We start from the raw sequence: 15,205 nt of genomic DNA on the forward strand, positions 1-15,205 counted from the left end.
TCACTCATTCAAAAGTCAAAAGTATTATGGAATAGGCTTTTTAGGGATTTTAAATGGTTGCTCGTCTTGCAAAGTTCAGATGCCTGCCGCAGGCATCTGAACTTTGTAAGAGAGGTTTGAGATCAAGCGAATTTATTCCACGAATAAATCTAAAATCCAAAATCCTTGCATTAATTGACTTGCCCACTTCGGCTACTTCGACTACGCTCAGTACAAGTACGCTCAGTGCATCGCCTGACTTGATTGCTCTTTTCAATCTAAAATCTAAAATCTAAAATCCAAAATTGCTTGACCCACCTTGCCAGTTTGCCTTTGGCGTTCTCTTAGAGTAGGCGCAGAAGCGTCTAGAGACTTCTGTTTGGGTGGACTAAAAGCCTACCTGACTTGAAAGTGCTGTTAGCGGACTATGGTTTAGCCCGTGCTGAGTAAAAAATACTAGTCCCCAGTCCCTGTTTCATGTCTTCTGGTGTATGGAGTTGATCAGGGCAACTTTATATTTACTTGATAAATAGTCTGTGAAATCGGCACGAAAAAATAATTTTTCTTAAAATAGATAAAAATTAGCTAATTTTAGTTGTGACAATATCTACTCAAATATTACCACTGCTTAAAGAACCAGAACGACTGGAAAACCGTCTAGCCGAAATTCCACCGGAACCGGGGGTTTATTTCATGCGAGACAGGAGCGATCGCATTATATATATAGGTAAATCACGTAAGTTGCGATCGCGTGTCCGTTCCTATTTCCGGGATGGCTACAACAAGAGTGAACGCATCGCCACGATGGTCAAGTTGGTGACAGAAATTGAATTCATCGTCACTGATACTGAAGCCGAAGCGCTAGCGCTAGAAGCCAATTTGATCAAGCAGCACCAGCCATACTTTAACGTGCTGCTCAAAGATGATAAAAAATATCCCTATCTCTGCATTACTTGGTCAGAAGATTATCCTCGAATTTTTATCACCCGTAAACGCCAATTCGGCAAAGAAAAGGATAAATTTTACGGGCCTTATACTGATGCTGGTTTATTGCGAGAAATTGTCCGCATCTGCAAGCGGATCTTCCCACAGCGACAACGACCTCAACCACTTTTCAAAGACCGTCCTTGCTTGAATTTTGATTTAGGGCGCTGTCCAGGTGTGTGTCAACAGCTGGTTTCACCAGAAGAATATCGCAAAATTGTGCAAAAAATAGCGATGGTATTCCAAGGTCGAACTCAGGAACTGATTGATATTTTGACCCAACAGATGAACGCAGCAGCTGAGGACTTGAATTTTGAGTCAGCGGCGCGAATTCGCGATCAAATTTCTGGGTTAAAGTTGCTGACAGCTGATCAAAAAGTTTCCTTACCAGATGATACAGTTTCGCGGGATGCGATCGCACTGGCAGCCGACGAACAACACGCCTGCATTCAACTATTCCAGATTCGCGCTGGGCAATTGGTAGGACGTTTGGCTTTTGTAGCGGATACTCACGCGGAACCGGGCGCTATTTTACAACGAGCTTTAGAGGAACATTACCAAACTGCTGACTCTGTAGAAATACCTACAGAAATTTTGGTACAGCATGAGTTACCAGATGGAGAGATATTGGCGGATGTCTTAACTCAACGTAAAGGGAAAAAAGTCACAATATTGACTCCTTTGCGGCAAACTAAGGCAGAATTAATTGAGATGGTAGAGCGAAATGCCCAGTATGAATTGCAAAGAATGCAGAAATTAGGCGATCGCAATCACCAAGCAATGCAAGATTTAGCCGCCATTCTCGATTTACCAGATGTACCCCACCGCATCGAAGGTTATGACATTTCCCATATTCAAGGGTCAAATGCTGTAGCTTCGCAAGTTGTGTTTATCGACGGATTACCCGCCAAACAACACTATCGCCACTACAAAATTAAAAATCCCACTGTGACAGCGGGACACTCAGATGATTTTGCTAGTCTTGCTGAAGTTATTCAGAGGCGGTTCCGCAAATATGGCGTTGGGGAATCTGTAGCGTCAGACGACTCTACAAATCAGCAGTTATCACGTTTGGGTAATCCCGACTGGCCTGATTTAATCATGATCGATGGTGGTAAAGGTCAGTTATCATCGGTTGTCGCCGTCTTGCAAGAGATGAATTTATTAGAAGACTTGCGAGTTGTGAGTTTAGCAAAGCAACGAGAAGAGATTTTTTTACCGGGAGAATCCAAACCCTTGACAACTGATGCAGAACAACCGGGGGTACAGTTATTGCGGCGGTTGCGGGATGAAGCGCATCGGTTTGCAGTGAGTTTCCATCGTCAGCAGCGCAGTGATAAATTGAAGCGATCGCGTTTAGATGAAATTCCTGGCTTAGGACATCATCGACAAAAGCAGTTACTAGGACATTTTCGCTCAGTCGATTATATTCGGCAAGCAACAACTACACAACTAGCTGAAGTAGCAGGAATTGGGCCGCGTTTGGCTCAGGAAATTTACGATTATTTTCATCCATCTTGATATGGGTGAAAAGCATATGACATAAGTATTTGAAATTTTCAATGAGTGAAGTTTGAATTCCAAGGTAGCAGTATTACTCGGCATCTATGCTGTAGTATCGATTGTCAAAGGTTGTCGAATTCTTCTGTGCTTCCCTAGAAAGCAAAAACATCAGGTAGATGCCAAAATATTGTTGTTTTTCTTTTTCGTTATAAATCACAAATTTTTCAGCCTGTTGAGATCGCTCTAACGCTTGCCGAAAGTTCTTTTTTGTAACTTTCTCTCCTAATGCTTGAGATAGCAATTGCCATAAAGCAGACCCTACATCCTTCTTTATATAATCAAGGCAGTAGCCGCGATCGTTGGCAAACTGTTCGTATGTCTGATTTTCATAAGATGCTTTTAACAAATCACTTTGTAAATCAGTCAAGTGTCTGCCAGATGATTTCGATACTACTTGATCTGCAATAATTAATAACTCTTGAGTGTTCATACGTCAAACTTATCTGATGATTTTTATGTAGATGATTAATTATTAGTTGATATAGCAATCCGATTTGATTTATCAACTTACTCGTAAAAACAGGGAACATAAAAGAAGAGAGGTAAAAGAGTAGGTCGTTTTTTCACAAATCAAATAGGAGTACTATTAAATTTATTAACTTGAAAAGATTTCAAGTCTTATCTACTTAAGTATCACTAATATTACTGAAGTAGATAATCATGATTGTACTTGGAGTTAAGTTGTTTATTCTGTTATTTGGATTTTTTCATGATTTCATCATCATTGTTTCCGGAAATTAATCTTTATTGTTAAATACTGGTTTTCAATCTTTACAAAACCGAATTTGCCAAATTTACTTCCTAAGTACTATTGCTTATCACAATTTTTTATAGCACAAACTTTTCTATCGATTCTAATCTAATTGGATGTAGTAATTATTAATCTATAACAAACTATAGTAGTATTAACTATTTTATGAGAAAGTTTATTTTATCTTTAAAAAATTCGTTTAAATTAACTGACTTATCAAAAATTTTATTTTGTATTTATTTTATCTTTAAAGATTTATCATCGTTGCTTTAAAAAGTCCAATAGTGCCAAGTTGAAGAACTTGAAAAAAAGCTTGATATAAGAATGTTATTTGATTGATGAAAAGCTAGATTAGTTGAAGCTTTATCTAAACCAACATTAAAATCTCAGTAGAGTAGTATAAATCAAACTATTATTCGCTCTATGAATTTTAATATTTACCAATCTCCCACTTAATCCCACAAAACCCCCCTCGTGTTTTTTTTTGCTCTTTGGGAATATTGATTTGTAATCAAAAATGAACAGCAAAAGTTCATAAAAATCAACACTTTCAATAGTAAATAAAGTGGTCAATACTACAGATAGTAATGAGGTAAAACACCCAATTAGTAAATCAAGTAAGTCGGCGTAAAAGTTTGTCGTTAGGATAAGGCAGGAGGTAGGAGGTAGGAGGCAGGAAGAAAGACTGTTTTACTTTAATTTATCTTTCTTCACATAGTTTGGTTTGATTCTGCCAACTTACTTAATCCATGACTCTTAACATCCTTCTTTTGCAATATCTAAAAAACTTCAAATGTTTAAAAAAGCTCTACGACTATTCACTAACCATTCCTTACTGTGTCTACTCGGAGTAGTTAGCATAAATCTCGAAGCCCAAGCACAATCTGTCACTAACTCTGTTAATTCTCAATCTCAGCCTAATCAAGAGCAGACTCTTGATAACCAACAACGTAACTCTGCTGCAATTAATCAAACAGGAGTTTATAACCTTGGTGAATCGGCTACTTATAAGATTCAAGGAGTAGCTGGAATAAATGTTGTGTGTCCGCGACCATCTTTAATATTAGGGAGTTCTTTGAGTTCCTATGATGGGATTAGTTTCTCTAACAACGCCTCTTATGCTGTGAATGCTGCGATAGTTTTCCCTTTGGGTGGAAGCTTAGAGAGTACTTGCAAGCAAATGGCTGAAACTATAGGTCGTAAGACTCAATATGATGTAGAGATTATCAATGCTCGTGCCTGTGCTGAACTAATCAGCGCTGGTATCCAACTAAGCCCCGACAGCTTTCCTACTATTTCTGCTGTCTGTAAAGGGGTTGCTATAAACAGAAGTAATACAAATGAACCTAATAAAGTTCCCAGGTTTCAGTCTCAAGAATTACCTAAAAATGAGGCTGGAAGAGACAACTAATTCACAACGAGGATAAACTCATGAAAAAAGTTCTTAGTTTGGCTATTCTTGCTACCTTCTTAGCTACCCCTGCTTTTGCTGGTGAAACATTTGTGGGTAACCAAGATTCATCGAGTAACAGCGTAACAAAGACCAATTTAATGCTTGATTCTAAGACTTTTTCACAACGGGATGAAAAATACAGTTCTTGGGCTAACAAGGTTGATGTCGATGGTGATATTAATATCAGCCAAGGATCAGATGGTGATACAACAATTTCCTTTGATAAATTTACCAATAATACAGCAGATAGTGAGCTGCATGGTAAATATAGTGAAACTAATTGGACTACCCTTGGTGGTAGTATTAACACTACAATTAACACCTATACTGATGCTCACGAAACTACCGCAGGTGTTCGTTAGTTCTTAATAGTGCTTGATCTAATTTGAAAAGATTCTAGGGTGGCTAATCCACCCTGAGACTTCTTTTAGTTCCTTTGGCTAAATTAGTTTATCTGACAAAGGCAACTAATTTCTAATGAGGACAAAGTAATGAAGAAAGTTGTCGGTTTAGCTATTCTTGCTACTTTGTTTGCTAGCCCTGCCTTAGCAGATGAAACTTTTGTCTTGAACCAGTGGACAATTCAGGGCAGCAGAACAGAGACTAATATAAATATCGATAATGTAACCAATTCAAATCGCACTCAAGATTACAGTTCTTCGTCTGACAAGATGTATATCGATGGTACGGTTGAAACCGAATCCAACAATGGTAATATAAGAAAATCGTTTAAAAATTTTACTGCTAATCATGCTGGTTCTTACTTGAATGGTAGTTTTCACGAAGAGATGACAAATAGAGTATGGGGTACAATCAATACTATTATGAATTCATACACAAACTCCCACGAAAGCAGTGCAGGTATTCGTTAGTAAAGACCCCGCTTGATATAATTAGAAAAAATTGTAGGGTGGTTATTCCACCCTTTTTTTTATGAAATATTCAATATTGTTAACTGTTGCTTTATTGGCATGGATTGTGTTTAACTATTCCCATAGAGTTATATCTATGAATCAGATGCCTATCTTTTTTATGAACTCTATGTTCAAAGTCTTTAATCAAAATACCCACGATAATCTACAGATTCAACAGATAAATTTGTCATCTGAAATCAGGGAAAATTTATATAACTCTATATCTCCCGGTATGTCTTATGATCAAGTTCGTTCCATTATAGGCTGGGATGGTATCTTGATTTATGAAAACAATATTGATTCTGCCGATGGACAAATACATGAGAAGTTTTACCAGTGGAACAATCAAGATGTTTATTTAACTGATTACGAATCTCAAAGAGGAGATGTTATCAATCCATACTGGAGTGTTACACTTAGATTTCAAAACGATATCCTCCTCAATAAAGCATCCTTTAATCTACAACCTTAGAGGGACGATCGCTAATACCAATTGTATAAACACTTAGCGATCGCTGATTGATGGTACTCAACAACGGTTCACTAGACTTATAAACACTACATTGCTAACCCGTTGCTAAAAATCCTCTTGCACAGTCAAAACCTGATCGATAATTTCATCCCTTGTGGGGTTGCACTTGTAACCTTTTTTAGCAGTAGCACAGAAATCACATGCCAAGAGAATTTTGAGCAGCTCTTGTCTGAGCCGAGCGAAAAAAGCTGTCGCCTTAAAAGTTCGCACTTGGGATTAAATTATTTCACCAGAATTTAATCTCAAACATCTTGTTGGCAAATATTAACTAAATCTTAAGATAAAAATTTTGTTACTAAAGATACAGTATTTTATTGGTTTTAATTTTTGAATACAAGAACGGGTTTTTTTGTAGCCGTCTGAAATGACTATAAACAAGGCTCTCTCAAGGCATTAAGCATAGGGATCAGTAAATATCTAAGCAGCATCTAATTAAAAAATAATTTATGTATCTAAAGTAGGAGGGTAAAATCACCTAGATTATTGGATAATAGATGAAGATATCGAAAAGTTTTCTAACCTGAAATTTTGTTTAAAATAATCAGCCAATATTACAGCAGTTTGTGAAGTTGGGTCGAACCAGAATTTTTCCTGGTTTAGCTTCTAGATTTACCAAATAAAAAATAATTACAACCAGGGGTTTTAAAATGCAGACAGTACAAAAGATTTACTGCCCAAATTGTGGTAGTCACGCAGAGCGTTATTATATTTATGATAGTCAATTAACTCGCACACAATGCCCAAGTTGCGACTACTTGATGATTAGTTGCACTCGCACTGGCAAAGTCATTGAGGCTTATGCTCCTGGTATTTACGCACACCGCTAAATAATAAAAATTAAAAATTAGAGAAAACATTCTCCAATTTTTAATAATAAAATTACTGAACAGAAATTTTGAACACTTCACAGCTTATTCTTCTGTTGTCTGAATTGTTGCTGTAGTCTTTGTTATTGTAATCTAAATTCTTGCTGTTGTCTAATTTGTTGATCTTGTCTGAGTTGTTGCTGTTGTATTCTCAGCTGTTGCTGTTGTGTAAATTCTTGCTGTTGTAGTCTTGTTTCTTCCTGTTGTAGTCTTAATTGTTGCTGGCGTATCAGTTCTTGCTGTTGTCGTGTAAATTCTTGCTGTTGTATTATCTGTTGTTGTTGTTGTAGTCGTGGATCTTGAAAGTTTTGCCGTAGCCATGTTTCCTTAAACTGCTGTTGTGTTTGCTGATTTCGCTGCTCTTGTTGTTGTCTCATTCTTTCTTGAAAAGACTCGGTTTGTTGAGGATTCATCTGAATTACTTGTGCAGATACAGCAGAATTCATCGATAAAGCTTTTGCAAGCACAATCAATAGTAGCCATGCTTTAACCATTAATAAGCGATTCAACATACAGTTATTTCCTCAATTGTTATAGGTTGGGTTGAGCGATCGCTAAACCCCAAAAATGTCAAAATAATTCATAATTACCCTATACATAAATGCAGGAGCTTAAAATAGCTGAATAAAGCATTAGCTTTATTTAGCGTTATGGGCTTGCGCGATTCCTTCAGCGTCTCCAGTCCATAACGTTCTCTAAATATCAGTGCATTGATAATAACTTCCTAAATCAAGGTTATATCCAGTGCATTATCTTGATTTTGCATAAAAATATCCTTTTTTAGATATTCATCTTAATTAAATTATACATTTAAATTTTTTACATGGGTTGCCGGATTTCCGTAATCCACCTACCTGCGGCAGGTAAGTTAAAAAAAGGATTACAGGCGGTTTTACACTATAGATAAATAGAGATAATTTCTCAGGTTCAGGACTAGCCCTTTCAAGGGGGAGCATCCCAATGAAGGCTACTTTAACTCTCTTCCCTCACCCCCAGCCCCTCTCTCAAGCATGGGAGAAGGGGTTAGGGGATGAGGGCTATCAAGGTTTTTGCACATTTGGGATGCTCCCTTTCAAGGTAGGTAAAATTTTTGGATAAGAATTTTTCTGATCTCTGTGCTCTCTGCGTATGGAGTAGTTCCATAAATTACTTTTTAACCGCCGAGGCACAGAGAAGCCAGTGCATTGGGCGGGTTTCCCGACTTGTTCGCGCAGCGTCTCCCCTTCTCCTAAAGGGAGAGGCTAGCGCCAAGGGAGAAGCAACTGGCGCGACACAGAGAGTAAAGTAGAGATTTTATCGCCAGAACTAAGATTTTATGACTCACCTTGAAAGGGCTAGTCCTAATTCATAAAATTGACTGCAAAAGGTTTAATTTTTACTTGCTCTGAGTTGTCCGCAAGCTGCATCGGCTTCTAATCCACGGGAATAACGGACACTAACAGCAATATTTTGCTGCTTGAGGACGTTGACAAATGCTTGAATGCGATCGCGGTTGGGGCGTTTGTAGTCTACTTCTTGGATAGGATTATAAGGAATCAAATTCACATGACTTTGGAACCCTCGCAGGCATTTTGCCAGTTCCAATGCATGTTCTGGTAAATCATTAACACCAGCAAGGAGAACATACTCAAAGGTAACGCGGCGTCCAGTGATTTCTACATATTCTCGACATTCAGCCAGCAAATCTTCTAGAGGATAGGCGCGGGCGCTGGGGATGAGTTTTTCCCGCAGGGCTTGGTTGGGTGCGTGGAGACTCACAGCCAGAGTGATTTGCAAATTATTTTGCGCGAACTGACGGATGCGATCGCGAATACCAACAGTTGAAACTGTAAGCGATCGCTGCCCAATACCGACATCTTGATTTAGGGATTTCAGAGCTGCTAGGACATTTTCAGTATTCAACAACGGTTCACCTAGCCCCATAAACACTACATTGCTAACCCGTTGCTGAAAATCTTCTTGCACAGTCAACACCTGATCGACAATTTCGTGGCGTGCTAGGTTGCGCTTGTAGCCTCCCTTACCAGTAGCACAAAAATCACACGCCATTGGGCAACCCACCTGAGTAGAGACGCAAACTGTCAGACGGGCTTTTGGGCCTTCTCCTTTTTCTGCGAAGGTGGGGATGCCAACAGTTTCAATAATTTGATCGTCTGCTAATCGCAAAAGATATTTGACTGTACCATCAGGTGCCACAGAGCGGTAATGTAAAATTGAGCGCCCAATCGGGATTTCTGCAACTTCTTTGCGCCATTGCTTGGAGAAGACAGAAATATCAGATAGCGATCGCACCCCCTTGTCATAAATCCATTCATGCAGTTGCTTTCCTCTATAAGCAGGTTGTCCCTGCTGCTGCACCCAAGCAGTTAACTCGGTAACGTTCGCACCTAGTAGGGGTGGAATTAGTTCTAATTTTTGTGGGTTGTGTAACTCAACTTGAGATACAAGAGGCGTAGCAGACATAAAAAATCAAGAGTTGATGTAGGATCTCTATCCTACACCTGCCAGATTAACTTAGTCTTGACCAAAGAAGATGGGTAATTATCCAAAGGTTGTGCCGTTCCAGCCCCACATTGCACCTTTGGCGTCTGCAAACTCTATGTAAATGCGATTTTTCGGCACACCTAGAGTTTGGTTAATCTGCTGGCAAAAGTCCTGACTCATTGCTGCGGTTTGGTCTGGCTTCATCGTGCCAACGCTCTTAATTTCAATGTAGCAAACCGGGTCTGTATTGCCTGCAAAGGTCATGGGGATTCCCGGTTCAAAAGCAGTCATTACATATGATTCTGGTTTTCCCAAATGTTTTGCTAACTTGGCTGATAGGTTTAAAAGCATTGACTCAATTTCAGCTTTTTGAGGAGCAGATGCAGAAGTTTGCACTTTAATTAATGGCATAGTAGCGAATTGGAAATTTTAATTTTATTCACACTGTTAAGTTTACCGAACCGCAGAGGCTCACAGCAGTAATTAGGGATTGGGTAAGAGAGTTTGTAGTAAGCACTTTAGTGCTTAAATGAGGGCTAAAGTCCTCACTACGAACCTATTAAAATTAATGAGACGAGCGAAATAGATGACTATGTTCGGGATGATATAAACGCGATCGCCCTGTTGCTGTCGAGAGGGCTGGACTGATGATATAAAGTGTAGTGCGAATTAGTTTTTCTTTATGAGTGCAGTCTGCCATTTGATTAAGGGGAACAACTTTGATTTTTTCATCGGGCCATCCGATGCGAAAGCAAATCGCAATGGGGGTTTCGGCTGGGTAATGTTCGAGTAGTTTGGCTTGGGCATTTTCGACGTGACGCGCACTGAGATATAAGCAGAGGCTAGCCTGATGTGCTGCAAGAGTAGCTAATTCTTCGGCGGCAGGGACTTCTGTCCGTCCGCTGATGCGTGTCAGGATGATGGTTTGGACTAAACCAGGGACAGTCAGTTCTACTTTTAGTTTGGCAGCAGCGGCTTGAAAGGCGCTGATACCTGGTATAACTTCAAAAGGGATATTTGCCTCTCTTAGGAGGTGCATTTGCTCGTGGATGGCGCTGTAAAGACTAGGATCGCCAGAATGGAGACGGACTAGAGATTTGTGCTGCGATCGCACCCGATCTATCATAATCGGCAAAATTTCTTCTAAAGTCTGATTCGCAGTCCTAACGATCTCCGCATCTTCTCGGCAAAGTTCTAAAATCTGTTCGGGTACTAAAGAATCAGCAAATAAAATCACATCAGCAGCAGCTAGTAGTTTCTGCGCCTTCACCGTTAATAAATCCGGATCTCCAGGGCCTGCTCCGACAATATACACAGATGGTTCTACGGCATATAGTGTTTTTTTATAGCTCAAGTTTTCTATATATTCACTTTTAGAAGAACACACGGCAATCCCTCAAAAAACTTTTTTGGTATTTTCTCAGTATCTTTCCGGATTCACCCTCTTTCCCTAGTAGAGAGTAATGGTAGATGCACCCTGGTTAAGCCCTAGAGAATACTCTGGGGCATTTTTTTTGAGTCAAGGGAAGAGTAAAGAGTTAGTAATTCTCCCCCTACTCCCTCATCTCCCACTCTCCCCATTTCCCTTAAGAGTAGGAACTACATCGGGTAAAGGGCGTTTGAGTAAGTAAAGCCAAGCTAATCCAACTAATCCCAATAAAATTCCTAGACTACTGACTACTTGTGCCATTTTTAACGGACCCAGCATTAAGCTATCAGTGCGAAAGCCTTCGATCCACAAGCGTCCTAAGCTATAGGCTGGCCAGTAAACTAGAAACAGTGTGCCTACCTTCAGGCGTGGCTTACCGGATAAAGACCGGAAAAACAAGGTTATTAATAGCGTAAACACCATTAAATCCCACAGAGATTCGTAGAGGAAGGTGGGATGAAAGTAATCGAAACTAGCATACTCTAGAGGACGATGGTCTGGTGGAATATACAACTTCCAAGGTAAATCAGTAGGATCGCCAAAAGCCTCAGAATTAAAGAAATTGCCCCAACGTCCGATCGCTTGCCCTAAAATCAGCGAAGGCGCTACTAAATCTGCCAGTTGCCAGAAAGAAACCTGCTTGATTTTGGCAAAAATTAACGCAGCCAAAACGCCACCGAGAATCGCTCCATGAATGGCAATACCTCCTTCCCAGATAGCAAAGATTTTTTCTGGAGTTGGAGCATATTTTGACCACTCAAAGAAAACGTAATATAGCCGTGCGCCAGGAATTGCCCCAATCAACAACCAAAAAAATAAATCGCCTAGCAACTCCGGATTAATATTACGGCGCTTTGCCAAATGCTGGGAAAGGATGACGCCAATTAACACTGCTGTGGCAATCAATAAGCCATACCAGCGGATAGATAATGGCCCTATTTTCACCAGAATCGGTCCTGGAGAAGTAAATTGAAACGCCAAGGGCAAGGTGGAAAAATCCAGTGCCATGAAAAATTACCTAGAATTCGTTAACTACCCGCGCACTTTGTTAAGTACGGAGTTTATTATGTCTGGAATACTGGAACTACACTTGAATCTCCACAACATTGTAGGGACGTAAGTAAAAATCCAGTATCCATATTTAGGAGTCTAATTCCTAACGCCTAGTTGAGCATAACTTGTGCCACTAAAACAATTGAGTTTAGTATCCTTACTCAGAGCGCAAGATGGTAAATTTGAGTAAGTTACACCAAACGGTTTCGATATAATCACCTAAACAACTTTGATATATCTAAAATTGTGATTGCAATTTATCCTGGTAGCTTCGACCCCATCACCTTGGGACACCTTGACCTCATTGGGCGCGGTAGTCGGCTGTTTGAGCGGGTGATTGTCGCTGTACTGCGGAACCCTAACAAAATGCCACTTTTTAGTGTGCAGCAACGGCTAGATCAGATCCGTCATTCTACACAACATTTACCTAATGTAGAAGTAGACAGCTTTGATGGTCTTACAGTCAACTATGCCCAAATGCGACAAGCACAAGTTTTGCTGCGGGGTTTACGGGCTGTGTCAGATTTTGAAGTGGAACTGCAAATGGCTCACACCAATAAAACTCTTTCTACCCAAATAGAAACAGTTTTTCTCGCAACCTCAAATGAGTATAGTTTTTTAAGTAGTAGTGTGGTAAAAGAGATTGCAAGGTTTGGTGGCTCTATCGATCATCTTGTTCCCCCACACGTTGCCCTAGATATATACCAATGCTACAATCACAACTCTCCAATGTTGAACCCAATCTCAACGGAAGCAATCCCCCCCCTCAAGAGTATCTCGGTGGAGAGGGAAGCGTAGATATTCAGCAGGAACTCAACCGCCTAGAGGAAATGGTTCTCTCTAGTCTCAGGATTCCGCTGACGGGACGCACACTCATAGATGAAGAAAAGCTGCTGGATCAGCTTGATTACATCCGGCTTGGTTTACCATCGCTTTTTCAAGAAGCAGCAGTGATTCTGGAACAAAAGGAAGGAATTCTGCTGGAAGCGGAAGAGTATGGGCAGCAGATTGTTGAGGCCGCGCAAGCAAAAAGAGCGCAAATTTTAGCTGAAAGCGATATTATTCAACAGGCAGAACAAGAAGCTGAACAACTGCGGCGACAAGTGCAACAAGAGTGTGAGGCGATAATGAAAGAAACCCTCGCCGAGATTGATCGTAAGCGGTATGCTTGTCAGCAAGAGCTAGAGCAAATACGACAAACTGCGATCGCTCAGGCTCAAGAAATTGAGGATGGTGCTGATGCATATGCCGATGGCGTCCTGGAAAATATTGAGCAGGATCTCAAGCAGATGTTACGAGTTATCACCAACGGACGGCAACAATTGCAAATTGATAACCTCACCCAGCGTAATTCACCTCCTGGCAAGAAAAAATAAACTGTAGTCCTAGCATTTACCAGTTTGGGCTGACGGGGTTGTAGAAAGATGGTTTGATACATTTTTCTCATAGAGATGCAATGTACACATCCCGTTTGTACAAAAGATGCTTTACTAGAGGCGCGACAGCTGATTGAGCTAGTCGCAAGTATCAGGATATAACCAAGTTTTATCCAACCAGACCCAAAATTTCTCAGGTTGTACAGTCAAACTAGAAGCAGAAGGTCTACTCTGTTTGTGAGCCACGTCTGCTTGGCAAATTTGCAATGTTTTCTGCCAACAGAGGAATATTATGCTAACTAGGTTGAAAGTTTCTGGTTTTAAGAACCTCGTCGGTGTTGATGTCCGCTTCGGGCCATTTACCTGTGTAGCCGGGGCTAATGGGGTGGGGAAATCTAACTTATTTGATGCTATTAGATTTTTAAGTGCGATCGCTGATCGAACCCTAATTGACGCTGCGTTATCTGTGCGAGATGAAGAGGGACGAACAGCAGATGTGCGTAGTTTATTTCACCGAGTTGGTGATGAATATGCAGGTAAAATATTATTTGAGGCAGAAATGATAGTACCGGAGGAAGGCGTAGATGATTTAGGACAACAGGCAAAAGCTAGTATTACCTTTCTTCGTTACTCTCTCACTCTAGCTTACCGTTTAGATCATAGTTTACGGTCTTTAGGATCGCTGGAAATCATCAAAGAAGAGTTAGTTCACATCAACCTTGGTGATGCCAGAAAAAACTTATTGTTTCCTCACAGTGTTGAGTGGCGTAAATCCGCAGTTAAGGGAAAAAGAACTTCACCATTTATTTCAACTGAAGGTGATAAAGATAGGACAGTTATTAAGCTACATCAAGATGGTATTAAAGGGAAACCTCTGTCTCGATTAGCTGCCAATCTTCCCCGAACCGTGCTTTCTGTGGCTAATGCGGCGGAAAGTCCAACGGTGCTGCTGGCGCGAAGAGAAATGCAATCCTGGCGGCTACTTCAGTTAGAACCTTCAGCACTACGGCAGCCAGACGAATTTACATCGCCCACAAAATTAGATATGGATGGTTCTCACTTAGCTGCAACACTCTATCACTTGGCACGGTTCAACAAAAATCAGCCAACAAATGGACTGTCAGATGATGAGGCGGAAGCACAGGTTTATAGCCAAGTTGCGAATCGGCTGGCAGAACTTATTGACGATGTGGATGAAGTAGGAATTGACCGGGATGAACGACGCGAAATTCTGACGCTAATAGTTACTGGTAAAGACAGTACATCACATCCAGCAAGGGCGCTATCAGATGGAACCCTGCGCTTTTTGGCGTTAGCAGTTCTAGAATTAGACCCTCAAGCACAAGGTCTTTTGTGTTTAGAAGAACCGGAAAACGGTATTCATCCAGAGCGTATTCCCAAAATACTCCAACTACTTCAAGACATTGCTACTGATGTTGATGAACCTATTGGGATAGATAACCCCCTTCGTCAAGTAATCATAAACACTCACTCACCTTCAGTAGTTATGCAAGTACCTGACGATAGCCTATTGGTTGCTGAATTAAAAGAAACAGTAGATTTAGGGAAGCGATTTAAGCGAGTGTCGTTTGCTTGTCTACCTGAAACTTGGCGACAGAAAGACCCAGAAGGCATGAATGATGTACCTAAAAACAAATTACTTGCTTACTTGAATCCAGTAGTACTTGGTGAATCAGAGCCTGATAGTAATGGAAAAGTAGGAAATCTCCAGCAATCAAAACCAACACAACCCAAGAAACATCGTGTTGTGGATAGAGCTGATCTTCAACTACTAATTCCCGGTTTTCCTACTGAATAGGC

General features: G+C 40.4%; 15 protein-coding genes and 1 pseudogene. 9 read left to right on the forward strand and 7 right to left on the reverse strand.

The window, feature by feature from the left end; genetic code table 11:
* The first annotated feature begins 576 nt into the window (after positions 1-576).
* Positions 577-2,484 (forward strand): excinuclease ABC subunit UvrC, encoded by a 1,908-nt coding sequence (uvrC, locus tag V7K85_RS17805; protein ID WP_334815049.1) that lies wholly within the window; start codon positions 577-579, stop codon positions 2,482-2,484.
* A 73-nt stretch (positions 2,485-2,557) separates the two neighbouring features.
* Here the strand turns inward: uvrC and V7K85_RS17810 are convergent, their stop codons facing one another.
* Entirely contained in the window at positions 2,558-2,956 is a 399-nt protein-coding gene (locus tag V7K85_RS17810; RefSeq protein WP_334815051.1) for a hypothetical protein, read from the reverse strand.
* A 1,114-nt stretch (positions 2,957-4,070) separates the two neighbouring features.
* Here V7K85_RS17810 and V7K85_RS17815 point away from each other — a divergent pair.
* The 4 genes from V7K85_RS17815 (at position 4,071) to V7K85_RS17830 (ending at position 6,116) form a co-directional block, all read left to right on the forward strand.
* A complete protein-coding gene (locus tag V7K85_RS17815; RefSeq protein ID WP_334815053.1) occupies positions 4,071-4,688 on the forward strand; it encodes a hypothetical protein in 618 nt (205 codons plus the stop codon).
* 20 nt (positions 4,689-4,708) lie between these two features.
* A complete protein-coding gene (locus V7K85_RS17820; protein ID WP_334815055.1) occupies positions 4,709-5,092 on the forward strand; it encodes a hypothetical protein in 384 nt (127 codons plus the stop codon).
* 129 nt (positions 5,093-5,221) lie between these two features.
* Positions 5,222-5,602, forward strand: a complete 381-nt coding sequence (locus V7K85_RS17825; RefSeq protein WP_334815057.1) for a hypothetical protein — start codon at positions 5,222-5,224, stop codon at positions 5,600-5,602.
* A 145-nt stretch (positions 5,603-5,747) separates the two neighbouring features.
* Positions 5,748-6,116, forward strand: coding sequence for a hypothetical protein (locus V7K85_RS17830; protein WP_334815059.1), 369 nt, complete (start codon positions 5,748-5,750; stop codon positions 6,114-6,116).
* A gap of 4 nt (positions 6,117-6,120) precedes the next feature.
* Here the strand turns inward: V7K85_RS17830 and V7K85_RS17835 are convergent.
* A pseudogene (locus V7K85_RS17835) lies at positions 6,121-6,323 on the reverse strand (23S rRNA (adenine(2503)-C(2))-methyltransferase RlmN); the annotation flags it as partial.
* A gap of 500 nt (positions 6,324-6,823) precedes the next feature.
* On the opposite strand from V7K85_RS17835, the gene V7K85_RS17840 reads away from it, so the two are divergent.
* Positions 6,824-7,003: a replication restart DNA helicase PriA gene (locus V7K85_RS17840; protein WP_334719488.1), complete on the forward strand. Its 180-nt coding sequence runs from the start codon at positions 6,824-6,826 to the stop codon at positions 7,001-7,003.
* 122 nt (positions 7,004-7,125) lie between these two features.
* Here the strand turns inward: V7K85_RS17840 and V7K85_RS17845 are convergent, their stop codons facing one another.
* The 5 genes from V7K85_RS17845 to lgt form a co-directional block, all read right to left on the reverse strand.
* Positions 7,126-7,554: a hypothetical protein gene (locus V7K85_RS17845; protein ID WP_334815061.1), complete on the reverse strand. Its 429-nt coding sequence runs from the start codon at positions 7,552-7,554 to the stop codon at positions 7,126-7,128.
* Between the two features lie 856 nt (positions 7,555-8,410).
* Positions 8,411-9,505 carry a 23S rRNA (adenine(2503)-C(2))-methyltransferase RlmN gene (rlmN, locus tag V7K85_RS17850; RefSeq protein WP_334815062.1) on the reverse strand — a complete coding sequence of 365 codons (1,095 nt, stop codon included), beginning with the start codon at positions 9,503-9,505 and terminating at the stop codon, positions 8,411-8,413.
* A gap of 78 nt (positions 9,506-9,583) precedes the next feature.
* Entirely contained in the window at positions 9,584-9,937 is a 354-nt protein-coding gene (locus tag V7K85_RS17855; protein ID WP_094349557.1) for a phenylpyruvate tautomerase MIF-related protein, read from the reverse strand.
* Positions 9,938-10,091: 154 nt separating this feature from the next.
* On the reverse strand, positions 10,092-10,913 hold the full coding sequence (gene cobM, locus V7K85_RS17860) for a precorrin-4 C(11)-methyltransferase (RefSeq protein ID WP_334815064.1): 822 nt from the start codon (positions 10,911-10,913) through the stop codon (positions 10,092-10,094).
* Between the two features lie 174 nt (positions 10,914-11,087).
* Positions 11,088-11,963: a prolipoprotein diacylglyceryl transferase gene (gene lgt, locus V7K85_RS17865; protein ID WP_334815066.1), complete on the reverse strand. Its 876-nt coding sequence runs from the start codon at positions 11,961-11,963 to the stop codon at positions 11,088-11,090.
* A 291-nt stretch (positions 11,964-12,254) separates the two neighbouring features.
* Between lgt and coaD the strand changes: the two genes are divergently transcribed.
* The 3 genes from coaD (at position 12,255) to V7K85_RS17880 (ending at position 15,203) form a co-directional block, all read left to right on the forward strand.
* Entirely contained in the window at positions 12,255-12,806 is a 552-nt protein-coding gene (gene coaD, locus V7K85_RS17870; protein ID WP_334815068.1) for a pantetheine-phosphate adenylyltransferase, read from the forward strand.
* On the forward strand, positions 12,716-13,384 hold the full coding sequence (locus V7K85_RS17875) for a DivIVA domain-containing protein (RefSeq protein WP_334815070.1): 669 nt from the start codon (positions 12,716-12,718) through the stop codon (positions 13,382-13,384). The genes coaD and V7K85_RS17875 overlap by 91 nt, the downstream gene beginning before the upstream one ends.
* A gap of 292 nt (positions 13,385-13,676) precedes the next feature.
* The gene (locus tag V7K85_RS17880) at positions 13,677-15,203 is read left to right on the forward strand and encodes an AAA family ATPase (RefSeq protein WP_334815072.1); all 1,527 of its coding nucleotides are present in this window, start codon (positions 13,677-13,679) and stop codon (positions 15,201-15,203) included.
* The last annotated feature ends 2 nt before the right edge of the window (positions 15,204-15,205 follow it).

Origin of the sequence: Nostoc sp. (assembly GCF_036917615.1) — a bacterium.
In the GTDB taxonomy this organism is placed as follows: Bacteria; Cyanobacteriota; Cyanobacteriia; order Cyanobacteriales; family Nostocaceae; genus Nostoc.